The organism is Aedoeadaptatus coli (assembly GCF_900343085.1).
Classification (GTDB): domain Bacteria; phylum Bacillota; class Clostridia; order Tissierellales; family Peptoniphilaceae; genus Aedoeadaptatus; species Aedoeadaptatus coli.
The window spans coordinates 77,895-102,148 of record NZ_OPYI01000003.1 but is presented as its reverse complement, the minus strand read 5'-3'; the positions used below and the strand labels follow the sequence as shown (position 1 = coordinate 102,148).

Genomic DNA, 24,254 nt, shown 5'->3' with positions numbered 1-24,254 from the left:
AGCATGAAAATATTGTTATGGCCCTTTCTCGTCGCGGCCCTTATTAGCTTAATCGCCACGCCCGTCGTTCGAAAAGGCGCCATTCGTTTCGGCTTTATGGACATCCCCAAAGACGAGCGCAGAGTCCACAAAAAAGCCATGCCCCTAAGCGGAGGCCTGGCCATTTTCCTCGCCGTCCTCGTGAGCGTCTTGATCTTTCTTCCCGTGGACGGGGAAAAGATCGCCTTTCTCACAGGCGCCGGGATCATCGTGGCCACGGGCCTTTACGACGACAAATTCGCCATGAGCGCCAAGGCCAAATTCGCCATGGAAATTTTGGCGGCCGCGGTACTGATCGTCGGAGGCACAAAGATCTCCTTTTTCACGAATCCCTTCTACGGCACCAATCTCGTCATTAATTTAGATTGGCTCGCCGTTCCCATCACCATCTTTTGGGTCGTGGGCATTACCAACACCATCAATCTCATCGACGGAATCGACGGCCTCGCCGCCGGCATCAGCGCCATCGCATCCGTCAGCCTCATGTTTGTGGCCCACCGGCTTCATCACGATGAAATGGCCGCCTTGGCCGCCATCTTGGCCGGAGGCTGTTTGGGCTTTTTGCCCTACAACTTTAATCCGGCGAAGATCTTTATGGGAGATACCGGCGCCCTGTTTTTGGGCTTTACACTGAGCTATCTGGCCATCGAAGGGGTCATGAAATCCGTGGCCATGATCACCATCTTAATTCCCGTCTTGATCTTAGGCGTGCCGGTTTTCGACACCACCTTCGCCATGATTCGCAGAAAGCTTTCGGGAAAAAGCATTTCCGAGGCGGACAAGGGCCATTTGCACCACCGCCTCCTGCGCCACGGCTTCAATCAAAAGCAGACCGTCCTCGCCCTTTACGGCGTGAGCATCGTCTTCGGCATTATCGGAAACATCGTAAGCACCATGCACGAAAAAAACGGCCTGATCGCGTCCATCATCATCATTGCCGCGGTGGGGATATTGGCCCTGTTCTTAGGCCTGTTAAATGAAAGAGAGGAAGAGCATTGAAAGTACTGTCCGTCTTCGGCACAAGGCCCGAAGCCATTAAAATGGCGCCCGTCGTTCTGGCCCTGAAAGAGCGGAAGGACGTGGAAAGCATCGTCGCCGTCACCGGCCAACACCGGGAAATGCTGGATCAGGTTCTGGACATCTTCGGCATCGTCCCGGACTACGATCTGGACATCTTCACCCCCGGTCAAAGCTTGACGGACATCGCCGTGCGCTCCTTAAGAGGCTTGGAAGACATATTTAAAACCACCAAGCCCGACCTGCTCCTCGTTCAGGGCGACACCTCCACCGTCTTTGCGGCGGCCCTGTCCGCCTTCTACCACGGCGTGAAAATCGGCCACGTGGAAGCGGGCCTCAGGAGCCACAATCTCTATTCCCCCTACCCGGAAGAAGCCAATCGCAAGCTCACCGGGGTCCTGGCCAATTACCACTTTGCCCCCACGGAGTCCAATCGCCAAAACCTCTTGAGAGAAGGCTACGACGACAAGACCATTTACATTACGGGCAACACCGTCATCGACGCTTTGGCCTACACGGAGCGGGAAGATTTCGTCTTCGACGATGCGGCATTAAACGCCATCGACTTTAAAAAGAAAAAGACCATTCTCCTCACCTGCCACCGCCGGGAAAACCTGGGCGCGCCCATGAAGCGGATCTTTTCCGCCGTGCGCCGCATCGCTGATGCTTACGACGACGTGGAAGTGATCTTTCCCGTGCACTTAAATCCCAAAGTGCGGGAAATCGCCGAGGCGGAACTGGGCGGTGCGAAAAACATCCACCGCATCGAGCCCATGGACTATTTGCCCTTCTCAAACATTATGGCGAGAAGCTACCTCGTGGTCACCGACAGCGGCGGCATTCAGGAAGAGGCGCCCCACTTCGGCATTCCCGTCCTCGTCGTGCGGGAAGAGACGGAGCGGGAAGAAGGCATCGTGGCCGGCACGGCGAAGCTGGTCGGCACGGAAGAGGCGGCGGTGTACGACAACATCCGCCTGCTCCTCGAAGACAAGAACGCCTACGACGCCATGGCCAAGGCCTTAAATCCCTACGGCGACGGCAAGGCGGCGGAGCGCATCGTAGATATTATTTTAGAGAATCAAAAAGAAGGAGGCGGCCGGTGAAACGATTGAAGCGAATCCTCCCCGCCCTTTTGTGCCTCTGCCTTTTGCTGGGCGCGGCACCGGCGCCTGCGGAAAATGCGCCGCAACAGCCCGGAGAAAAAGTGGCGGAGCCGCGGGATCAGAAAGAAAAAATCCGCACGGGCCAGGGGGTGCAGCCCATGACCGCCACGGAGAAAAAAGAATTCGACGCCGCCATGGCCAAGCCCGACGAAGTCCTCTTAAAAAGCTACATCATCGGCGATTACGAAACCGGCGCCATCTACAAAGAATTTAACGCCGACACGCCGGTGGGCCTCGCCTCCACCACAAAGCTCATGACCATCTACTGCGTCATGGACGCCGTGGACAAAGGCGAAATCGGAATGAAAGATCCCGTCACCATCGACCACGCGGCGGCGGCCATGCACGGCAGCGTCTACAAGACCAAAGAAGGGGAAGTCTACACAGTAGAAGAGCTCATTCACGCCGGCATGATCGTCTCCGGAAACGACGCCATGATCGCCCTGGCCGATCGCATCGCCGGCAACGAGCAGGCCTTTGTGGCTCGCATGAACGCCAAAGCCAAGGAAATGGGCTTCAGCCACATGCACTTCATCAACGTCCACGGCCTCACGGATTATACAGCCAACGACTACAACAAGGCCACGGCCAGGGAAATGTTTGAGCTTTCGAGAAGTCTTTTAAAACGCTACCCCATGATCCTCGATGCCACGCGCCGGGCGAAAATCGACGAGCCGGGCAGAGAATACAGAAGCTACGCCACCAATCCCCTGTTGGGCATCCTTCCCGGCATCGACGGACTGAAGACCGGCTACACCGGCGCCGCCGGCCGCTGCCTTATCGCCACCGGCGAGAGGCCAGCAGAAGGCCCATTCCTAAGCACCCGCTTCATCGGGGTCTACATGGGCGCGGAAAACGACATGGATCGCTACGCCGCCTCCCTGCGCCTGTCGAAAGAAGCCATGAGCCGGCGAAACAAAGTCCTCGCCGATAAAACCAACGAGCTGGACTTTTTAACGCTGAAATCGGCGAGCCCGAGAAAAAGCCCGGTCTACGTCAACGAAAACGTGGTTCGCACCGTCAAAGACGGCGCCGAAGTCACCATGGAAATGGAATACAAAACCATCGTTGCGCCCTACTCCAAGAAAGAGCCCGTGGGCGAGGTGCGCTTCGTGTCCGAAGGCGAAGAAATCGCCCGGGCGAAAGTCTATGTAAAAGAAGACATTAAAAAGCCCAATCCCGTCTTGTCCTTCAGAGACATTATGGCCGATGTGTTCCGCGCCATGGAGAAGGCCGCTTGACAGAAAAATACCCACTTGATACAATAAGCGGGTATGGACCCGTAGTTCAGCTGGATAGAATGTTGCCCTCCGAAGGCAAAGATCGTTGGTTCGAATCCAATCGGGTCCGCCAAATGAATAGCTAAGTTGCAGATCTGCAATTTAGCTATTTTCTTTTTTTTATTCGCGCTTCTGTATGAAACGCCCTCAGAAGTCGCGGAAAAACAGGCGAAAAGAAAAGACTTGTAAAAAATTCACAACACCTGTATAATGATTAAGTAAGTTGCTACGGGGTGTGGCGCAGTTTGGTAGCGCACATGGTTTGGGACCATGGGGTCGAAGGTTCAAATCCTTTCACCCCGACCACTCTAATCACTTATAATACGGCGGGGTGTAGCGCAGTTTGGTAGCGCGCATGCTTCGGGAGCATGAGGTCGAAGGTTCAAATCCTTTCACTCCGACCAAATCGAGATTCGCTTCGGCGAGTCTCTTTTTTTAGGTTTTTGTCGCGAATATTGCTTTGTCACAGGCCGGTTATGTGGTATATTTATTATGACTGTGGCCCTCTGTGGCCAGGGCAATGAACAGAATGATTTTCTAAATGAAAAGAAAGGAGCGGTAATAACATGGCTTTCATTGAATATTTACGCACTCGAGTCACCCATAAAGGGATTCGCATCGTCTTCCCTGAAGGTGAAGATCCCAGAGTTCTTTGGGCAGCGGTTGAGCACCAAAAAGAAGGCTTAGTCCACCCCATCGTCATCGGTTTCAGAAACGAAATCGAAGCGACGGCCAAGAGAGAAAACATCGACATTTCCGGTTTGGAAATCGTGGAAGTCGGTCAATTCGAACACAACGATGAATTGGTTGAAAAGTTCGTCGAACGCCGCAAGGGTAAAATCGACGAAACCCGTGCCCGCGCACAACTTCACGACCCGAACTACCTGGGCACCATGATGGTTTATGCCGGCTATGCCGACGGCATGGTATCCGGTGCCGTTCACACCACGGGCCAAACGATTCTTCCCGCCCTTCAAATTATCAAGACGAAAAAAGGCGTCAACCGCGTATCCGGTGTGTTCATTCTCTTCAGAGGCAAAGAATGCTACCTCATGGCCGACTGTGCCATTAACACGGAAATGGACGCGCCGACTTTGGCGGAAGTGGCTGTCACCACCGACGAAGCCGCAAAACAATTCGGTTTCGATCCCAAGATCGCCATGCTTTCCTTCTCTACCAAGGGCTCCGCAAAGAGCGACACGGTAAAGAAGGTGGAAGTCGCTACCTACCTGGTAAAGGAATCCCATCCGGAAATTAAGGTCGACGGTGAACTTCAATTCGACGCAGCCATCGATCCCGAAGTAGCTAAGAAAAAGGCACCGGGTTCCGATGTAGCCGGCCAAGCTAATGTCTTCATCTTCCCGAACTTGGAATGCGGAAACATCGGCTACAAGATCGCTCAACGTCTCGGTGGATTTACCGCCATCGGTCCGATTCTTCAAGGCTTGAATATGCCGGTCAACGACCTGAGTCGTGGTTGTACTAAAGAAGAAACCTATCAATTGTCTTTGATCACAGCCGTACAAGCGTGCATCGCGAGAGATGAACAAGGTAGATAAAATAAAAAATCGGCCCGAAAGGGCCTTTTTTTCTATGCTGAAAAGGTGAGGAAATGGATGCCTTCAAACGATTAAAAGAAAATCTTGCCGCCTACGACAAGGTGGCTGTTGCCTATTCCGGCGGCGTGGATTCGTCCTTTTTAATGGCCGTGGCCGCGGAAGTATTGGGACGTGAAAATGTCATGGGGATTTACGTGGTCAACGAGCTTCATCCCCGCAGGGAGCGCTTCGACGCCCATGTCTTGGCGGAAATGATCGGCTGGGACATTAATGTCATTAACGCCAGCATTTTAGAGAACGAAGACGTCATGGCCAATGGGGTCAATCGCTGCTACTATTGCAAGCGCTCGACCTTTCTCGCGGCGAAGGAATACGCCGCAGAGCACGGCTTCGATGTGCTTTTAGACGGCACGAATTTAGATGACCTTTCCGACCACCGGCCGGGCTTTAAGGCCCTGGAGGAGCTGGGCGTAAAGAGCCCCTTGCGGGAAGCAGAGTTCACCAAGGAAATGGTGCGGACCCTTTCGAAGAAACATTTCGACCTTCCCACGTGGAACAAGCCTTCGGATTCCTGTTTGGCCACGCGGATTCCCTACGGTACGCCGCTCACGGTGGAGGCCTTGGCCGTGGCGGAAAAGGGCGAGGCGTATCTCCACGAATTGGGTTACATGACCTGCCGCATGCGCCTGCACGGAAGCGTGGCCCGCGTGGAAATTCCCGTGGCGGATTTTCAAAAGTTTCTCATCAATCACAGGGAAGATGTGGCGGCTTATTTTAAGGAGCTCGGCGTCACCTACACGGCTCTGGACGTGTTGGGCTTTCGCTCCGGCTCCGGCAACGAAGGGTTGAAGGACGCGTGAGGGTTTTATACATCGATCCCTTCAGCGGAATCAGCGGCAATATGTTTATCGGCGCCATGGTGGACGGGGGCCTGTCGCCGAAGGGGTTTCTCGAGGGCCTGGCGCCACTCGGCATCGCCGCCGAGGATGTGATTTTTGAAAAGCGGGAGAAGACCGGGATCCTCGCCACCTATTTTAATTTAAAGAGCGAGGAAGTTCGCGGCCATCACCACCACGATCACGAACATCACCACGAACACGGCGATCACGATCATCACCACGAACACGGCGATCATGATCATCACCACGATCATCATCACGAACACGATCATAAAGACGATCACGTGCATGCCCACCACCATCATCATCGCGGCCTTGCCGACATGCTGGCCCTCATCGAAAAGAGCGGCTTCGAGCGGGAGGTCAAGGACCTGGCCAAGGCCATCTACCTGCCTCTCGCCAAAGCGGAAGCCGCCGTCCACGGCAAGGATCTTCACGACGTGCACTTTCACGAAGTGGGCGAGCTGGACGCCGTGGTGGACGTGTTGGGCGCGGCCTACTACACGGTAGCGAGCGGCGTGGAAGCCGTTTACGTGGGAAAAATCAACACCGGCGGCGGCATGGTGACCTGCGCCCACGGCACCTATCCCGTGCCCGCGCCGGCCACGGCCCACATTCTGTCCACACTGGATGTGCCCTTGGGGGGCGCGGCGGTGGAAGAAGAGCTCACCACCCCCACCGGCGCCGCCATATTAAAGGGCATTCAGGCCGCCTACCGGCCCCGCCCCGAGGGACGAGTCTTGAAAGTGGCCTACGGTGCCGGCACAAAGGATCACGACTTGGCCAATGTGCTTCGCCTCTTTTTCATCGAGACGGAAGAAGCCCGTGTGCCGATTTTTTACAGCTGCAATTTAGACGACATGACCGGCGAGGCCATGGGCTTTTGCATGGAGCGCCTCTTCGACGCCGGGGCGCGGGACGTGAGCTTTGCGCCGATTTTCATGAAGAAAAATCGCCCGGGCTACCGCCTGGACGTGCTCGCCGACGGGGCGAGCGAAGAAAAGGTGTTGAAGGCGCTCTTTAAGCACACCACCACCTTGGGTGTGAAGAAAATCCCCTTGGAAAAAATCGAACTGCCTCGCACCGCGGAAGAAACCATGACGGCCCTGGGTCCCGTGGCGACGAAAAGGGCCCGTTATAAAAATATGGAAAAAATATCCCCGGAATACGAAGATCTAAAGGCTCTGGCCATAAAACACGACACCACCGTGGAAGCCGTGCGCCGGGCGTGGGAGCGGAGTCTATGAAAAAGTATTACGCCGTGAAGGCGGGAAAAGAGCCCGGAATCTATAGAGACTGGGACAGCTGCAAGGCCCAGGTCCACGGATTTAAAGGGGCCATTTACAAATCCTTTAAAACGGAAGAAGAGGCCATGGCTTTTATGGGAGAAGTCTCGGAAGAAAAAGACGATAATGCCTATGATGTCGTGGCCTATGTGGACGGCTCCTATCGCCACGAAGATCAATCCTACAGCTACGGCGTGTCCATGGGCTGGGAAGGCGGAAGTTGGGAAGACAGCTGCCGCTTTACAGGAGACATGGCCTCTATGCGCAATGTGGCGGGAGAAATTTTAGGGGCCACCGTGGCCATGGAAAAGGCCCTGGAATTAGGCTTTTCCACCATGAAGCTTTGCTACGACTACGCCGGCATCGAGCATTGGGCCAAAGGCGAGTGGAAATGCAATAAAAAAGGAACCATAGACTACAAAGCGTTCTATGATTCCGTAAAAGATCGACTGGCCGTGACCTTCGTGAAAATCGAAGCCCATACCGGGGTCGAAGGCAACGAGCGGGCCGATGCCTTGGCGAAAGAGGCGACCTTCAGCTCAACTGACGAAGGGTAATATTGTTTTTTTCGAACAAACTCAAGGCGTAGTCGTCCACGCGATAAGCGTTTTTGTAGACCACTTCACGAATTCCCGCCTGAATTAACGCTTTTGTGCAGTTTAAGCAGGGAAAATGGGTAACATAACAGATAGTGTCCTTGGTGGGGATGCCCTCCTTGGCACAATACAAGAGCGCGTTCATTTCCGCGTGAATGGTGGCGATGCAGTGGCCGTCCCGCATGGTATGGCCCACGTCGTCGCAATGGGGATTGCCTGCCACCGAGCCGTTATAACCCGTGGAGACGATGCGGTGGTCTTTATTGACCAGGACGCATCCCACAAAGGCGCGGTCGCAAGTGGAGCGGCTGGCCACGATTTCCGTGATTTGCATAAAATAGGTGTCCCAAGATTTTCTCAAAGCAAACCTCCTCGCGTTTAGTATAGCACGGGAGGATAAGTTGGTAAAAGGAGTAAGGAAAGGAATTATTTATGAAAAAGACAATGAATGAGTTTAAAGACTTCATTGCCAGAGGCAATGTCATGGATATGGCCGTCGGGGTCATCGTCGGCGGGGCCTTCGGAAAAATCGTCACGTCCCTGGTCAACGACATGCTCATGCCCTTAATCGGGCTCTTGCTCGGCGGCGTGGATCTCACGAAGATGTACCTGGCCTTAGACGGAAAGACCTACGCCAATCCCGTGGAAGCGGCGGAAAGCGGCGCGCCCATTTTGGCCTACGGGAACTTCCTGCAAAACGTCATCGATTTTCTCATCATCGCCTTCGTGATCTTTATGGTCATCAAGCAAATCGGCAAAATGAAAGATCGCTTCATTCACAAGGAAGAAGAAGCGCCGACGACGAAAGTCTGCCCCTTCTGTAAGGAACCGGTACACATCGAAGCCACCCGCTGCCCCCACTGCACCGCCGTGTTGGAGGATAAGTAATGGCCAAAGGCTTGGTCCTTGAAGGGGGCGGCGCCAAGGGCAGCTACCAACTGGGCCTTTACCGCGCCCTTCAAGAAACACATCCGGACATCGACCTCGTCGTAGGCACGTCCATGGGCGCCTTAACGGGCGCCTTTATTGTTCAGGGAAACACCGATGTGCTGGCGGATATATGGCAAAAGTTCTCTTTCGAAGGGGGCAGAGAGCTGATGCTTTCACTGGATGAGGCGAAAAAGACGCCGGACATTATTCGCATTGCAAAAACCGCCCGGGCCGCCTTAAATATGGACGTGGCGCCCTTAAAAGAATTGATTCACCGCCACATCGACGAGGAAAAAATTCGCGCCTCCGACGTGGACTACGGCCTTGTGGTCTACAATCTAAGCGAAGGGAAGACGGAATACCTTTATCTGGAAGACATTCCCGAGGGCAAACTCCATCAATACATTTTGGCCAGCTGCGCCTATCCGATCTTTCCGCCCGTGCGCATCGACGGAAAACTTTACGTGGACGGCGGCGTGGGGAACAATCTGCCCTACGAAATGGTCTTGGCCAAGGGCTTGGAGCCCATTATTCTCAGAACCAATCCGCCGAAGAAAGGAGAGCGCCTCCCTGAAGGCGCCCTCGTCTTGGGGCCCGCCCGCCCCGTGGCCGACACCATGCACTTCGATGCGGACCTGGCTCCCTACCGCATGCAGCAGGGCTACCGCCACGGCCGGCGAATTATCATGGGCTACGACGGACTGGATTACACATTCTATCCCATCTCCGAAAAAGAAGCCTTCAGACGATTAAGCGAACTGTTTTTCGCCCGCACGGAAGACTTCCGCTACCTGGCCGAGGTCAAGGGAAGCGGCGAGCGGGGCATCGTGGAAAACCTGTGGCCCTCTTTGGCCGCGGACCTGGGTCTTTCCGAAGACTACAGCTACAAAGCCCTGTTTATCGGACTCATGGAAGCCAGGGGAAACGTGCTCCATCTGCCGAAGGATCCCTTTTACACCGTGGAAGGCTTTTTAAAGGCCCTGGATGAAAAGAGCCACGTCCATCCGCGGGTGGTCACCACCCTGGACCGCGTGCTCTATTTGCTGTTTTGCGGAAAGAGGTTGGCCATTGAATAAAGAAAAAATTACCCGTCTTTTAGAAAACCATCGCCCTGAACCCCTGGGCCTGGACCATCGCTACGCCGTCTTGTGCGCCTTGGTGGAGGTAGAAGGAGAGCTTCACGTGCTCTTTGAAAAGCGCTCCGCCCGCCTGAAAAGCCACACCGGCGAAGTGTCCCTCCCCGGCGGCCGCATCGAAGAAGGGGAAACCCCCGAAGAAGCCGCCTTTCGAGAGACCGTCGAAGAGCTCAGGATCGATCCCGCCTGTTTGGAAATCTTAGGCGAAAGCGACTACCTGGTCACCCGCCAGAGCAAAGCCGTGCACTGCTTTATCGGCGTCCTCCACGGCGTGGACGTAACCGCTATCGATCCGGAGCCTGCGGAAGTGGCCTACGTCTTTACCGTGCCCCTCGGCCTCTTCTTGGAAACGGAACCGGACGTGCACCCCATCGAATTTAAAAAAGACAATGACGACGGCTTTCCCTACGAACTCATTCCCACCACCACCGTGGCCCCCTTTAACAACTACATCGACCGCATCTTCTTTTACAAAGGCGCCGAAAAGAAAGAGCAAATCGTCTGGGGCATGACGGCAAAAATCATGTACGGCGTGGCGAAACTCTTAAAAACCCTCCTTTAATTACAAAAAGATGACATCGCAACCATTTCCTTGCCCCCGGTTTTTCCAATTGGTACAATTGGTTTTGTGAAAGTTACAAATTGTAACCAATTACGGAAAACTCGGACAAAGGAGATACCATCGTGATAAAAAAGACCGCCCTGCTTTCGGCACTCGCCCTGAGCCTCATTCTGCCCGCCCATGCGGAAGCGAAAACCGTCACCGTCAATCGGCCGGGCATCGCCCCCGCTCGCTACGAAACCGACGCTGCCACCGTCGGCGAATTTCTTCTGGAAAAAGACATCATCCTCGAAAAAGGCCAAGTGCCCTTCCCGAGCGCATCGGAAGCACTGAGCGAGCAGGCGGATTTAACCATTAAACCGGGCTACACCATTACCGTGAAAGACGGCAAACACAGCTACACCCGCTCCGCTACCTCAAACAAGGTGGCGGACATACTGAAAGAGCTGAACATAAAGCTCGGCGAAAAAGACACGGTCACCCCGCCCATGGAAGGCAGCGTGAAAGAAGGCGAAATCCTGCGGATCAATCGCTACAAAGAGCGCACGGAAAAAGCCGCCCGCGACGTGCCCTTCGCCACCGAGCGCAGAGAAAATCCCCAAATGGATGCGGGGAGTGAGCGCGTCATTCAAAAAGGCGAGGCGAGCAAAGTGGAAGAAGTGGTGCGCATCAGCACCGTCAACGGCGAAGAAACCGCCCGCATCGTCCTCTCCTCCCGCGTCATCAAAGAAGGCAAAAACGAAATCGTCGAAGTGGGCACCAAGCCCGTGGAAAACATGATTCACGGCAAGAAATACAAAAAGAAAATCACCATGAACGGCACCGCCTACGATCCCAGCGCCGGCAAATGGACCGCCTCCGGCACCCGCGCCCGCGTCGGCGCCGTGGCCGTGGATCCCCGCGTGATCCCCCTCGGCACCAAACTCTACATCGAAAGCGCCGACGGCTTCCCCACCTACGGCTTTGCCGTGGCCGAAGATACCGGCGGCGCCATTAAAGGCAATCGCATCGACCTGTTCTACAATAGCAGAAGAGAAGCCTACAACTTCGGTCGGAGGAATGTCACCGTGTATGTATTAGAAGATTGAGAAAAGACGCTCGAGGGCGTCAGAGTGATGACAAAGGGAGGGAGAATCATCCGATTCACCCTCCCTTTTTTGTGTCATCAAACAGCATCCGCCTTAATTATAGTAAGATAGAAAAAAGGAGGTTGGCTATGCTACACAAAGAAGACAAGAAAAAAGTAGAACAAATTCAAATGATTGATCCGGATCAGCTCGTGTCGGCGGATCATCTCTCTTTTTATGGGCGTATGGGCCTGAAGACTCTTTAGTGAATCACAAAGCTTTACAATGTTGGATCGAATCGATTCTTGTTACGTGGATATGCACGCGGGAACATGATATGATTTATGTAATTAAGAGACGAGGGCTATGGTGGTCCTCAATTCGAAATTCCAACGAAAAATGGCAGCAACTGATAAGGCGGAGTGCATCTGTACTGTCTTTCATAGCCAACGAAATTACAAACTTTATGGCGGAGGATGAGAAATGGGAAAGAAAAAAACTGCTGAAAAAGCGTTAAATATAGATAGTGTATTGTTCAACTGCCGGGATATCCTACGAGCGGCACGAAACTCCGGCTCATTCTTTGAAAAAAGAGACATGATGCTCACCTTGGTATTTTTACGTTTCATCGGAGAAAAATACGAAGACGGCATTGAATCCCTTCGCGAAACACTGATCGAACAGGGGCTTAATCCCGACGATGAAAACATCAGAGCCGCATTTTTTGAAGACGCCACCTTTGCCGACGGAACCTACAATCTGGCCCCGGAGGCAAGATGGTCCACCATCATAAATACGCCGGCGCCAAAATTGAACGTGTCCCTTGATACCGCGCTACATAGCATAGCGTCCTCTTCTAAAGATCTAAAAGGTTGCTTTATTGAAGGCACATTTACGACACGTAATCTCGCACCCAATGACATAAAAAAACTGGTCGATGAAGTGAATAAAATTAGCCACAAAGCATTTGGGCAAGAAAAAGACCTTATCGGCCACGTTTACGAATACTTCCTTAAAGAATTTGCCGTCAATGCGACGAAAGAAGAAGGCGAATTCTACACGCCTCACGACGTGGTACAGCTCATTGCCGCCATGATTGAACCCTACGACGGGACATTGTACGACCCTTGTTGCGGGTTTCGTGTCATAATAGTGATAGGGGCAAATAGTTATGTAAATATAAGGAGTTCAAGACTTCTACCAAAGTTTAAAACTCAAAAAATAAATAGTTGGTGTGCTGCTTAGAGTATCCATTTTAATAATGGATATTGTAAATAGCATACCAATAAAACTAAGGATTCTTTAAAGAGTCTTATTTTGTGATGAAAATTTAATATGTAAATCTCAGACGATAGAAAGCAATAATTCTGTCGTCTTTTTTATTTCACAGAAAGGGGGCAGGAATGAATTTTGATTATTTTTATAATAGGCAATCTGAAATGTATAACTTCATTAGGTTACCTATGGTATTAATGGAAGATGAAATTTTTGAGAGCATTTCTATTGAAGCTAAAGTTTTGTATTCATATATGCTTAATCGAATGGGTCTTTCATATAAAAATGGCTGGATAGATGAAGATGGAAAAGTCTTTATTTACTACACAATTGAAAGTATAAAAGATCAATTTAATTGTGCGAGTGAAAAAGCAAATAAATTAATAGCTGAACTTGATATTAAATCAGGAATAGGACTTATTGAGAAGAAAAGACAAGGACTTGGAAAGCCTAATAGAATTTATGTTAAAGACTTTATGAGCATATTTAATAATATGGAATTAAAAAATCAAGAAGTTCGAAAAACAAAATTCCAAAAGTTCGATAATCGAAATTCAAGAGATTCGATTATCGAAAGTCAAGATTTTCGAAAATCGGAAGGTAACTATAACAATATTAGTAATAATGAGTTAAGAAAGAATGATTTTAGTAAGGGGCAAAAGCCTTATGGGATATATAAAAATATATTTTTGACTGATGAAGAATACAAGGACTTAACAAATGAGTTAGGAAGCAGAATTAGTGAGTACATTGATAGATTGTCGTCATATATGAAAGCAAATAACAGAGAATATCAAGATCACAAGGCAACGTTAATCAATTGGTATCTTAATGATCAGGCAAAAAATATTAATGATAATACAACAAGGAAAATGAATTACGATATAGGAGAGAGTTTATGAAAAGCTTAAAAGATTTTGTATTAAGAGAAAAGGATATTGAAAGAAATGGACATATCTATTGCAAGGTATGCGGTAAAAGAGTTGATGGAGAATTACTTGACCTTGGATTTACAAAGTTTATTCCTAGAATCAAATGTGAATGTGAAATAAAAAGAGATAAGGAAAACGAAGAAAGAGAAAGACTGATGAAAATATCGTCATTGAAAAGAGATTGCTTCTCATCGCCTATCCAACACCAATATACTTTTGAGAAATTCTTAAATGAAAAAGGTCAAGCCTACAAAGTTGCCTATAATTATGCCAAAAGCTTTGAACAAATGAAGGAAGACAATGTTGGGCTGTTATTTCATGGAGATGTTGGCAGTGGAAAGACTTATCTTGCTTGTTCTATTGCAAATGAATTAATTGAAAGAGAACAAGTTAAAGTTAAGATTATGAATTTATCTCAGGTTATAAACAAAATACAAAAATCAGCATTTAAGCTAGATTCAAATGAAATTATAAATAACCTATCTAATATTCCTTTGTTAATTTTAGATGACCTTGGAATTGAAAGGGATACATCTTATGCAAGAGAACAAGTATATAACATTATAAACTCAAGATACTTAAAAGGTAGGCCGACAATTTTTACTACAAACTTATCATTGGAAATTATTCAAAATCCTAATATTGACCTTGAGTATCAGAGGATATATTCAAGAATACTTGAAATGACAATACCAGTTAAAGTTACGGGAGAAGATTTTAGAAGAAAAATCCATCAAGAGAAGTTAAGAAAATACAAAGAGTTACTTTTATATGGAGGTGGAATAGATGATTAATGAAGAAGTATCCAGGTCAAGTCTTAATCTTGAAGTAAGACTTGCAAAAGCAACAAGTAAAGCAATTCTTGATGCCTTAAAGAAAGTTCACAAGCAAATAGAAGAACAAGGAGGCTTGAAAAATGTAATAAAAAATAACGGAGAAGAAGTAAAGCTAAAGGATATGGTTAAAAAGGGGCAGTTAGAAGAAATTAATCTAAAAGTTCCTGAGTTAAAAGAATTAAAGAAAATTTTAAATAAACACGGAGTGAAGTTTTCTGTTATGAAAGATAAGGAAACTGGCAACCACTCTGTGTTTTTTCAATCTAAGGATATAAAGGTAATGGAACATGCCTTTAAAAAAGCGGTTAAGGCTTCTGAAAGAAAGGCCGATAGAAAAGATTCAATAACGAAGACTATAAATAAGTTTAAAGATATGGCTAAGGACACAATTAGTAAAGATAAAGTTAAAAATAAACATAAGGAGCAAAGCTTATGATAAGTAATTTAAAAACATTTGAAAATACAAATTTTGGGAAACTCACTGTTATAGAAAAAGACGGTGAGTTTTTCTTTATAGCTAATGAAGTAGCAACTATGTTAGGATATGTCAATCCAAGAAAAGCTGTTTATGACCATGTAGATGAGGAAGATAAGGGTGTAACGAAATGGAACACCCCCGGAGGAATACAGAATATTTCAATAATTAACGAATCAGGATTATATTCACTTATCCTTTCATCAAAACTACCACAAGCAAAAATATTCAAAGCTTGGGTAACTAGAGAAGTCTTACCAAGTATTAGAAAAAACGGAGGATATATAGCAGGGCAAGAAAAGAAAACTAACGAAGAGCTACTTGCAGATGCGATTTTAGTAGCTAATAGAATTATTGCTGAAAGAGAAGAAGAAATTGAAGAATTAAGACCAAAGGCAGACTATTATGACAAATTAGTAGATTATAACTTACTTACAAACTTTAGAAATACTGCCAAAGAGTTAGGGATACCACAAAATCAGTTTATAAGCTTTTTAATGGATAAGGGATTAATTTATAGAGATAAGAAAAAGAAACTCTTACCTTATACAGATAAGAACAAGGGATATTTTGAAGTAAAGGAATGGGTTGATCCACTAGGTACACTTGTAGGAATACAAACATTTATAACACCAAAGGGAAGACGCTACCTACTAATTTTATTAGATAGTGAAGGTTTCTACGATGAATAAGGTATTAGAATCCATTCTTTCTGATATTAAAAACTTAATTAAAATAGACAACCCAAAGAAATTTATATTATCAAACATTCCTTATCTATCCTTTTTCTACATTGGAAATATCTTTTCTAAGCACATCAATTCTTATGTTGGAGGAGATATTATTGATAGAATAATGGTGGGAATTTCTGATATAGGAACTTTATCTTATATACCAAGCCTTAATCCAAGGGACTTGTTAGTAGGTATTTCAGTTGCTGCTACTGTTAAGCTAATTGTTTATAGCAAAGGTAAAAACAAAAAGAAATATAGGCAAGGTAAGGAATATGGATCTGCAAGATGGGGAGAAAGCAAGGATATTGCTCCATACATTGACCCTAAGTTTGAAAACAATGTTCTTATAACTAATACCGAAAGACTGACAATGAACTCAAGACCTAAAAACCCTAAATACGCTAGAAATAAAAATGTATTAGTAATAGGTGGTTCTGGATCAGGTAAGACAAGATTTTATGTAAAGCCAAATCTAATGCAAATGCACTCTTCCTATGTAGTAACAGACCCTAAAGGCACGCTTGTGTTAGAGTGTGGGAAAATGCTTTATGAAAATGGATATGACATAAAGATATTAAACACAATAAACTTTAAAAAATCTATGAAATACAATCCCTTTGCTTATTTGAGAAGTGAAAAAGATATTTTAAAACTTGTCCAAACAATTATATCCAACACCAAGGGAGATGGAGAAAAGGCAGGAGAAGATTTTTGGGTAAAGGCTGAAAAGTTATATTACACTGCCCTCATCGGTTATATCTATTATGAAGCACCAGAAGAAGAAAAGAACTTTAAGACACTTTTGGATATGATTGACGCAAGTGAGGTTAGAGAAGATGACGAAACCTATATGAACCCAATTGATAGGCTTTTTGAAGCTCTTGAAAAGAAAGACCCAAGTCATTTTGCAGTTAAGCAATATAAGAAATATAAGCTTGCAGCAGGAAAAACTGCCAAGTCAATTCTAATATCTTGTGGAGCAAGACTTGCACCTTTTGATATAAGAGAGCTTAGAGAACTAATGAGCGAAGATGAATTAGAGCTTGATAAAATTGGAGATAGAAAAACTGCTTTATTCGTAATAATATCAGATACAGATGATACCTTTAACTTTGTAGTTTCAATAATGTATTCTCAACTATTTAATCTTCTATGTGATAAGGCAGATGATGTGTATGGTGGAAGACTTCCAGTTCATGTTAGGTGTCTACTTGATGAGTTTGCAAATATAGGATTAATTCCTAAATTTGAAAAATTGATTGCAACAATTCGTTCAAGAGAAATATCGGCAAGCATAATACTGCAAGCACAATCTCAATTAAAAGCAATCTATAAAGACCATGCAGATACAATAGTTGGTAACTGCGACTCTACACTCTTTTTAGGAGGAAAAGAAAAAACAACAGTAAAAGAATTATCTGAAACCTTAGGAAAAGAAACCATAGACCTATATAACACATCAGAAACAAGATCCAATCAAAAATCTTTTGGTCTAAATTACCAAAAAACTGGCAAGGAACTTATGAGTCAAGATGAAATAACTGTAATGGATGGCGGTAAGTGTATTTATCAGTTAAGAGGAGTAAGACCTTTTCTATCTGATAAATTCGATATTACAAAGCATAAGAATTACAAGTTGTTGGAAGATTATGATAAGAAAAACTTGTTTGATGTGGAAGAGTATTTAACAAATAGAGATAAAATAAAAATAAACAGGAACAGTTTGATTACAAGATTATGAATTAAGCCTAGGATAAAAATATTTTTGGTATAATATCTATATAAACCATGGAGGTAGGCATATGAGGTCTTATGAAAGTAAGGAAGAATTAAAAAATGAGATAAAGAAAACTTTTGGAAAATATATTTCAGAGTTTGATAATATCCCAGAAGAATTAAAAGATAAAAGAGTAGATCAAGTTGATAGGACACCAGCTGAAAATCTTGCCTATCAAGTAGGTTGGACAACTTTAGTTTTGAAATGGGAAGAAGATGAAAAAAAGGGAATTGAGGTTAAAACGCCATCTGACAAATTTAAGTGGAATCAACTTGGAGAATTGTATCAATGGTTTACAGATACCTATGCTCATAAATCGTTAAAGGAATTAAAAGAACAACTATCACAGAATATAGAAGATATTTACTCTTTGATAGATAATCTTACAGAGGAAGAATTATTTAAACCACATATGAGAAAATGGGCAGATGAAGCAACAAAAACTGCAACTTGGGAAGTATATAAATTTATCCATGTAAATACAGTAGCACCATTTGGAACATTTAGGACTAAGATTAGAAAATGGAAAAAACTTAATAATTTTGTGAATGTAATTAAATAATAAGGTTGGTGCTTTAATTGAATTATGAAAAATTTAAAAAAATAATAAATAGAAAAACCTCTATAATAGTATTAGATACAAATGTAATACTTGACTTAGCTCGATATTCATTATACAGTAGCAAAAACATATTAGAAATTTTCAAGGAGTGTAAGGATTTAATATGGATTCCGAATCAAGTGTATAAAGAATTTAATAAAAATAAATATAGCGTATTCGGACAATTGAAAAAAAAGTATCAAAATTTTGAAAAAGATTTACTAAGAGTAATTGAAAGGAGTCAAAAAAATTTAGAGAGTGTCTTGATTAAATCATCTAAATATAATTATTTTGGAAGAAAAAATTTGGAGAATGATTTAAATAACAAGTTAGTTGAATTAAAACAAATAATCAAATCTTATAAAAATAGTGTTGGTATTGAATATGATGAAATAACAACAGATTCTCCTGAAATAATTAAAGATATAGATAATCTTATTTCATATTTAGAAAAAAATAATAGGATAGGTAATAGGATAAGGTTTAGTGAACAGTTAAAAATTATTAGAGAGGGTGAACTTAGGTATAAATATAAAATTCCGCCTGGATATGAGGACATTAATAAAGATGGAGTTGAAAAATTTGGAGATTTATTTGTTTGGAAAGAGATATTAGATTTACCAGTTGAAAAATCAGTAAAAGATATTATTTTTATTACGAATGATATAAAAGAAGACTGGTGGAGTAAGGATAGTCAAGATAATTTAGTAGTTCACGATAAATTATTAAGTGAATTTAAAGAAAAAAATCCAAATGTAAATATTGAATTTTTAACAACAGGAATGTTTCAGAATTTCGCTTCAAAAGTATATGATAGATATGATTTTAATGTTTATGTAGATTTAAATAGAAAAGATGTGTCATATGTAGAAAGAGTAAAACAAGATATTTCTAATGATATAGTTGACAGTATTTATAATAACAACTATTATTATCTAGAATCGTATGTTATTGGAAGTGAGGGTATTGAAGAATTAGATATAAATAATTGTGAATTCAATGAGATATTAGATACTTATGAAGAGTTTACAGACGAGATTGTTAGTATAACTTATGAGCTAGAATATTTAATAAATTTAAGTTGTGTATCCTTTGATTATTGGGGACGTGATGATGATACAAAAGAAGTCATACAATCACCACCAATAGAACAAGAATTTAGTGGAAGTGTCATAGTTAATGTCACAAGATTAATTAATAAAGATGATATCGAAGAAGATTCTTTTTATATTAATAATGATAAAGAATATACAGATATTGAAATAATTGAAATTCAGATAGATCAAGATTCTATAAACAAAAATGAAGAAGACTACGATGACTCTTATTTAGAAGAGGAGAATTACAATAATGATTATGCATTTATTTGCTCTAAATGTGGAAAGGGATTTAAGGATAGGCGAGAAGATGTAGGTGGTATTTGTCGAGATTGTTCATTTAATGATTAATAATATAGGATATTTTATTAAAGCAGTAATTATAAAGTTTACTGCTTTTTTTATACTCAAAATTAGGAGGTTAAGATGTTAAGGATAAGAGCTCCTACTTAGAACAATTTAATAAGGAATAATGTATAGCGATTGGAAATAAATAGATCCAGTCGCTTTTTTAATTGAAATTTATAGATTAAGGAGAAGAAATTAATGGATAGAGAAATGATAAATATTAATGCAAATTTAGTTAAAGAAGTGGAATTATCAGAATTTGAAAGAGATGGAGAAAAAGTAGATGTAGCAAATTTTACTCTCATTAAAAAATATGGTAAAGGAAAAGAATATATAAATTGTTCAGTCTACGGAGAAAAAAGCGAACGTGCAAAAGAATTAGATAAAGGAGATCTAATCCATGTCTTTGGATATTTCAAAGAAAACAAAAAAGGAGATAAGGTCTACAAGAATTTTATAGTTAAATCACTAAATAAAATAGAAAATAAGAAAGAAAACGAGGAGGAATAATATGGAATTTTTTACAGCTGGAGTTGGAGTTTTAAAGACACTTGTAACTGCAATTGGTGCAGGTTTAGGAGCATGGGGAGTTATTAACTTAATGGAAGGTTATGGTAATGATAACCGTGCGACACGTTCATAAGTGAAAAGCTTATGCACTAAGTCGAAGGACTAAAAGTCCGAAACTTAGGAGAACTAACAATCTAATAGGTAGAATGATGGAGTAACGCCCTAAAATGCCTACACTGATACTCCGATTGGCAATAAATATTAGACTAATTTATTGTCAAAAGCTCGGTGAAGTCGGCAGAGAGTAGCCGTAAATAGCTATATAGTTATACGAAACCTGTTTAGAGGTAAATGGTGCTACTTATATGCCGGGTGTCGAATACGCATGGTGAGAATGTGTATACCAAAACACTGACGCACTTCCGAATGTACAAGTCTAGACGTTTGAATTTGTCTAACGGCAATTACCATCAAAGATGGTGTGTTTGTGGATTAGTAAGAATGGTTGTTATGAAAGTCCATATATCGTTACAGGCGATAAGGCGAGAGCTAAACACAGGCTTAGAGGAAGAACCTAAACGTATTCAATGATAGGATTGTTGGAACGTGGTAAACCAAGAACATGGAAGCAGTCTAATGCTAATGAAGTGTTAAATGGGAAAATGATAAGAAAAAGATCATATAACTATTTTTTATCTTGGTGAAAGTGGTGGCATAGTACCTATGAAGCGAGAATAATAAGCTCGTGGAGGGATAGCCACTAGTCACAAGAAAGAACAAGAACTGAAATTAAGATAAACACAGCTTCGAGTATGACAAAGAAAATCAAATCCGAAAGGAGATGGTGCCTGTGTCCACTTCGAAACAAAGATTAAAACAAAATAAAATCCGTTATACGGAATATTATGACTTGCAAGAGGTCCTTGATAATCTATATAAAGATAGCAGTGAGAATAAAGTATTTTCAAATTTAATGGGGTTAATAACTTCAAGAGAAAATATAAAACTAGCCTATCGAAGTATAAAAGGAAATAAAGGCAGTCACACAGCAGGAGTAGATGGAAGAACAATAAACCATCTATCAAAACTAAATGAGGAAGAATACATTTCTCTAATACAAAAACAGTTTCATTGGTATAAGTCCCGCCCTGTAAAAAGAGTGGAAATACCAAAACCTAATGGAAAAACAAGACCGCTTGGAATACCAACGATTGTTGATAGAATTGTACAACAATGTATTTTACAAATTTTAGAGCCAATATGTGAAGCGAAATTTCACGACAGTTCTTATGGGTTTAGACCTAATAGGAATACAGAACACGCTATTGCAGAATGTGCAAGGCTAATGCAGATACAGCACTTACATTATGTTGTCGACATTGATATACAAGGATTTTTCGACAATGTATGTCATTCAAAACTCATAAAACAAATATGGCACTTAGGAATAAGAGATAAAAAGCTAATTTGCATTATCAAGGAAATGTTAAAGGCTAATATTGTAATGCCAAATGGTGAAACAATTATACCTACAAAGGGTACACCTCAAGGAGGTATTTTATCCCCATTGCTATCTAATATAGTACTAAATGAGTTGGACTGGTGGGTTTCATCTCAATGGGCAACAATGCCAACGCATTATCCATATAAACAAAAGACTAATAGCAAAGGAACGGAAATAAAAAGCCATACCTATAGAGCTTTAAGGTCAAGTAAGCTCAAGGAAATTTACATTGTAAGATATGCTGATGATTTTAAAATATTTTGCAGTAATTACTATGATGCAAAAAGGACATATCAAGCAGTGAAACAGTGGCTTGAAGATAGGCTTAAATTAACAATAAATGAAGAAAAATCAACAATTACGAACCTAAAACAAAGGTATTCAGAGTTTTTAGGCTTCAAGCTGAAGGTTAAACCAAAAGGTAAAAAGTTTGTTGTACAGTCGCATATAAGTGATAAGGCATTGAAAAATGCAAAAGAAAATATTTCTAAATGTGTTGCGGATATAAAAAGACCTGCAAATGAAAAAGAGCAGTACAAAGCAATAGCTAGGTATAATGCCACTGTTTCAGGCTTGCATAATTATTACCAAATAGCAACAAATGTGAGTCTGGATTTTGCGAAAATAGCCTTTCACATTAAAAAGCAGATGAACAACAGACTTGATATTAAAACCAGTGGAACACTAAACAAAGGATTTATCAAAGAAAAATATGGAAAAAGTAAACAGCTTCGCTTCCTTAATGGACATCCGTTAATTCCAGTGGGGTATGTCAGGACAAAGGACGCAAAACACAAGAAAAAGGTTGTAAACAAATACACTGTAAAGGGCAGAGCTTTCATTCATAAAAATCTACAAATTGATGTAGACACTCTTGTTTGGCTAATGAAACACCCTGTGCTTGATAAAAGCATAGAGTTTGCGGACAACAGAATCTCGCTCTTTGCAGCTCAATATGGCAGATGTGGAGTAACAGGTGTAAAACTTACGCCAAACGATATACATTGCCATCACAAGATACCGCTTGAACAAGGCGGTACAGACAGTTATAGCAACTTAATTCTTGTTACAGAAGCAGTTCATATACTCATCCATGCAACAAAAGAAGATACAATCCAAAAATATATAAAAGAGCTTGGCTTAACGCTCAAGCAGATTGAGAAATGTAATAAGCTTAGAAAAATGGCAGGATTGCCACTAATTTAGAGAAAAAATAATTTGTTACGAAGTGTGTAAGTCTTAGTTGAAACGTGAAAATCTTTCTTGTGATGGAACGCCGTGTGCGGTGAAAGTCGCATGCACGGTGTGAAGTGGGGGAAAATCCAGAGATAACATCAAAGGATTACCTATCACTATCTGGTGCTAAATCTCAAGGTATTAAGCAGCTTATGGCAGGTGGGGGAATTGTACTAATCGGTATTAAATTAATTCCACTACTTGCAAATGCTTTAAATTAGGAGAAAGTCTATGTTTGGTATCTTTGACAAGCTAACTGAATTTTTTAAGGATATGCTACTCGGAGGTATCAAAGCAAATCTTGAGTCCATGTTCTTAGATATAAATGACAAGGTAGGAGTTATTGCAACTGATGTTGGAAAGACACCAATGGGTTGGAATGGAGAAGTATATAACTTCATAAAAAACATTAATGATAATGTTATTGTTCCAATAGCAGGACTTATCATAACAGCAGTTTTATGTATTGAACTCATAAATATGGTTATGCAAAAGAATAATATGCACGATACAGATACTTTTGAGTTTTTCAAATACATTATAAAGATGTTTATAGCAGTCTACCTTGCAAGCCATGCATTTGAATTTTCAATGGCAGTCTTTGATGTGGCACAAAATCTTGTAAACAAAGCGGCAGGGGTAATCACTACTTCTGCCACTGTTTCAGGAGATCAGATAGTTGCAATGGTTGATACATTAAAAGAAAAAGAAATAGGTGAGCTTTTAATGATATTAGTTGAAACAAGCCTTGTAAGGATTGCAATTCAATGTATATCTTTAACTATTACCTTAATAGTATATGGGCGTATGTTTGAAATATATGTCTACTCATCAGTATCATCCATACCATTTGCGACTATGGGAAATAAAGAATGGGGTCAGATTGGAACAAATTATATCAAGGGACTTTTTGCCTTGGGACTACAAGGTTTGTTTTTGATGGTATGTTTAGGTATCTACACCGTTTTAATAAGAACGGTACAGATTACAGATATTCACGCAAGCTTGTTTAGTATATTAGGATATGCTCTACTACTTGGACTTATGATGTTTAAGAGTGGAACAGTTGCAAAAAGTATTATGAATACGCACTAGGAGGAATAAATGTTAAAAAAGAAAAATTGTGCTTTATTGGGACTTGGAATTTTATTAGGAGGAACTTATGAAATCTTAAAAGAGAAAAAAAGAAATGAAGAGATTAGAAACTTAAAGAGGAGAATAAATAGACTCGGAAGATGTCACAATGAATTTGTTATGTATCAAGGCGAATACAATGACAGAAATGAAGAAAAACAAGAAGAATTAGAAGAAAGAATTAGCTACCTGGAAGAGGAAACAACATCTAATTATGACCATATACTTGAACTTTCCAAAGAAGAAGTAGAGGGAGATTAA

26 protein-coding genes and 3 tRNA genes are annotated in these 24,254 nt (G+C 43.0%); 28 read left to right on the top strand and 1 reads right to left on the bottom strand.

Going from position 1 to position 24,254, the window contains the following annotated elements; translation table 11 throughout:
- Nucleotides 1-3: 3 nt before the first annotated feature.
- The 10 genes from DG046_RS02465 to DG046_RS02420 all read left to right on the top strand — a co-directional run bounded on the left by DG046_RS02465 (nt 4) and on the right by DG046_RS02420 (nt 7,800).
- Complete coding sequence (locus DG046_RS02465) at nt 4-1,038, top strand: glycosyltransferase family 4 protein (protein ID WP_108831002.1); 1,035 nt, start codon at nt 4-6, stop codon at nt 1,036-1,038.
- Nucleotides 1,035-2,159, top strand: coding sequence for a non-hydrolyzing UDP-N-acetylglucosamine 2-epimerase (gene wecB / locus DG046_RS02460; protein ID WP_108831001.1), 1,125 nt, complete (start codon nt 1,035-1,037; stop codon nt 2,157-2,159). Before DG046_RS02465 ends, wecB begins: the two co-directional genes overlap by 4 nt.
- Complete coding sequence (locus DG046_RS02455; protein ID WP_108831000.1) at nt 2,156-3,460, top strand: D-alanyl-D-alanine carboxypeptidase family protein; 1,305 nt, start codon at nt 2,156-2,158, stop codon at nt 3,458-3,460. The genes wecB and DG046_RS02455 overlap by 4 nt, the downstream gene beginning before the upstream one ends.
- A gap of 35 nt (nt 3,461-3,495) precedes the next feature.
- Nucleotides 3,496-3,572: transfer RNA gene (locus DG046_RS02450), tRNA-Arg, on the top strand.
- 156 nt (nt 3,573-3,728) lie between these two features.
- Nucleotides 3,729-3,805 (top strand) — tRNA-Pro (locus tag DG046_RS02445).
- 21 nt (nt 3,806-3,826) lie between these two features.
- Nucleotides 3,827-3,903 (top strand) — tRNA-Pro (locus DG046_RS02440).
- A gap of 162 nt (nt 3,904-4,065) precedes the next feature.
- Nucleotides 4,066-5,058, top strand: coding sequence for a phosphate acetyltransferase (gene pta, locus DG046_RS02435; protein ID WP_108830999.1), 993 nt, complete (start codon nt 4,066-4,068; stop codon nt 5,056-5,058).
- 53 nt (nt 5,059-5,111) lie between these two features.
- Nucleotides 5,112-5,918: an ATP-dependent sacrificial sulfur transferase LarE gene (gene larE, locus DG046_RS02430; protein WP_108830998.1), complete on the top strand. Its 807-nt coding sequence runs from the start codon at nt 5,112-5,114 to the stop codon at nt 5,916-5,918.
- Nucleotides 5,915-7,204 (top strand): nickel pincer cofactor biosynthesis protein LarC, encoded by a 1,290-nt coding sequence (gene larC, locus DG046_RS02425; RefSeq protein WP_108830997.1) that lies wholly within the window; start codon nt 5,915-5,917, stop codon nt 7,202-7,204. The genes larE and larC overlap by 4 nt, the downstream gene beginning before the upstream one ends.
- The gene (locus tag DG046_RS02420) at nt 7,201-7,800 is read left to right on the top strand and encodes a ribonuclease H1 domain-containing protein (protein WP_108830996.1); all 600 of its coding nucleotides are present in this window, start codon (nt 7,201-7,203) and stop codon (nt 7,798-7,800) included. Before larC ends, DG046_RS02420 begins: the two co-directional genes overlap by 4 nt.
- On the opposite strand, the gene DG046_RS02415 is transcribed toward DG046_RS02420, so the two are convergent.
- Nucleotides 7,778-8,200 (bottom strand): deoxycytidylate deaminase, encoded by a 423-nt coding sequence (locus DG046_RS02415; RefSeq protein ID WP_108830995.1) that lies wholly within the window; start codon nt 8,198-8,200, stop codon nt 7,778-7,780. The genes DG046_RS02420 and DG046_RS02415 overlap by 23 nt on opposite strands.
- A gap of 71 nt (nt 8,201-8,271) precedes the next feature.
- Between DG046_RS02415 and mscL the strand changes: the two genes are divergently transcribed.
- The 18 genes from mscL (at nt 8,272) to DG046_RS02325 (ending at nt 24,254) form a co-directional block, all read left to right on the top strand.
- On the top strand, nt 8,272-8,727 hold the full coding sequence (gene mscL, locus DG046_RS02410) for a large conductance mechanosensitive channel protein MscL (protein WP_108830994.1): 456 nt from the start codon (nt 8,272-8,274) through the stop codon (nt 8,725-8,727).
- Nucleotides 8,727-9,845, top strand: a complete 1,119-nt coding sequence (locus tag DG046_RS02405) for a patatin-like phospholipase family protein (RefSeq protein WP_108830993.1) — start codon at nt 8,727-8,729, stop codon at nt 9,843-9,845. Before mscL ends, DG046_RS02405 begins: the two co-directional genes overlap by 1 nt.
- Nucleotides 9,838-10,467 carry an NUDIX hydrolase gene (locus DG046_RS02400; protein ID WP_159082033.1) on the top strand — a complete coding sequence of 210 codons (630 nt, stop codon included), beginning with the start codon at nt 9,838-9,840 and terminating at the stop codon, nt 10,465-10,467. The genes DG046_RS02405 and DG046_RS02400 overlap by 8 nt, the downstream gene beginning before the upstream one ends.
- A gap of 122 nt (nt 10,468-10,589) precedes the next feature.
- Entirely contained in the window at nt 10,590-11,555 is a 966-nt protein-coding gene (locus tag DG046_RS02395; RefSeq protein WP_108830991.1) for a 3D domain-containing protein, read from the top strand.
- Between the two features lie 462 nt (nt 11,556-12,017).
- Nucleotides 12,018-12,779: an N-6 DNA methylase gene (locus DG046_RS02390; RefSeq protein WP_199909562.1), complete on the top strand. Its 762-nt coding sequence runs from the start codon at nt 12,018-12,020 to the stop codon at nt 12,777-12,779.
- A 158-nt stretch (nt 12,780-12,937) separates the two neighbouring features.
- The gene (locus tag DG046_RS02385; protein ID WP_108830990.1) at nt 12,938-13,711 is read left to right on the top strand and encodes a replication initiator protein A; all 774 of its coding nucleotides are present in this window, start codon (nt 12,938-12,940) and stop codon (nt 13,709-13,711) included.
- Complete coding sequence (locus DG046_RS02380) at nt 13,708-14,535, top strand: ATP-binding protein (RefSeq protein WP_108830989.1); 828 nt, start codon at nt 13,708-13,710, stop codon at nt 14,533-14,535. The genes DG046_RS02385 and DG046_RS02380 overlap by 4 nt, the downstream gene beginning before the upstream one ends.
- The gene (locus DG046_RS02375) at nt 14,528-15,013 is read left to right on the top strand and encodes a PcfB family protein (protein ID WP_108830988.1); all 486 of its coding nucleotides are present in this window, start codon (nt 14,528-14,530) and stop codon (nt 15,011-15,013) included. The genes DG046_RS02380 and DG046_RS02375 overlap by 8 nt, the downstream gene beginning before the upstream one ends.
- On the top strand, nt 15,010-15,744 hold the full coding sequence (locus DG046_RS02370; protein ID WP_108830987.1) for a phage antirepressor KilAC domain-containing protein: 735 nt from the start codon (nt 15,010-15,012) through the stop codon (nt 15,742-15,744). The genes DG046_RS02375 and DG046_RS02370 overlap by 4 nt, the downstream gene beginning before the upstream one ends.
- Nucleotides 15,737-17,527, top strand: a complete 1,791-nt coding sequence (locus tag DG046_RS02365) for a VirD4-like conjugal transfer protein, CD1115 family (RefSeq protein ID WP_108830986.1) — start codon at nt 15,737-15,739, stop codon at nt 17,525-17,527. Before DG046_RS02370 ends, DG046_RS02365 begins: the two co-directional genes overlap by 8 nt.
- 61 nt (nt 17,528-17,588) lie before the next feature.
- The gene (locus tag DG046_RS02360) at nt 17,589-18,125 is read left to right on the top strand and encodes a ClbS/DfsB family four-helix bundle protein (protein ID WP_001258251.1); all 537 of its coding nucleotides are present in this window, start codon (nt 17,589-17,591) and stop codon (nt 18,123-18,125) included.
- Between the two features lie 17 nt (nt 18,126-18,142).
- Entirely contained in the window at nt 18,143-19,612 is a 1,470-nt protein-coding gene (locus DG046_RS02355) for a PIN-like domain-containing protein (protein ID WP_001105422.1), read from the top strand.
- A gap of 195 nt (nt 19,613-19,807) precedes the next feature.
- Nucleotides 19,808-20,119 (top strand): single stranded DNA-binding domain-containing protein, encoded by a 312-nt coding sequence (locus DG046_RS02350; protein ID WP_002839977.1) that lies wholly within the window; start codon nt 19,808-19,810, stop codon nt 20,117-20,119.
- Between the two features lies 1 nt (nt 20,120).
- Nucleotides 20,121-20,252 carry a Maff2 family mobile element protein gene (locus tag DG046_RS02345; RefSeq protein WP_000394205.1) on the top strand — a complete coding sequence of 44 codons (132 nt, stop codon included), beginning with the start codon at nt 20,121-20,123 and terminating at the stop codon, nt 20,250-20,252.
- Nucleotides 20,253-20,969: 717 nt separating this feature from the next.
- Entirely contained in the window at nt 20,970-22,829 is a 1,860-nt protein-coding gene (gene ltrA, locus DG046_RS02340) for a group II intron reverse transcriptase/maturase (RefSeq protein ID WP_108830985.1), read from the top strand.
- Between the two features lie 104 nt (nt 22,830-22,933).
- Nucleotides 22,934-23,080, top strand: coding sequence for a Maff2 family mobile element protein (locus tag DG046_RS02335; protein ID WP_000504425.1), 147 nt, complete (start codon nt 22,934-22,936; stop codon nt 23,078-23,080).
- A gap of 10 nt (nt 23,081-23,090) precedes the next feature.
- Entirely contained in the window at nt 23,091-23,954 is an 864-nt protein-coding gene (locus tag DG046_RS02330; protein WP_000466919.1) for a VirB6/TrbL-like conjugal transfer protein, CD1112 family, read from the top strand.
- Between the two features lie 9 nt (nt 23,955-23,963).
- Nucleotides 23,964-24,254 carry a hypothetical protein gene (locus DG046_RS02325; protein WP_002838520.1) on the top strand — a complete coding sequence of 97 codons (291 nt, stop codon included), beginning with the start codon at nt 23,964-23,966 and terminating at the stop codon, nt 24,252-24,254.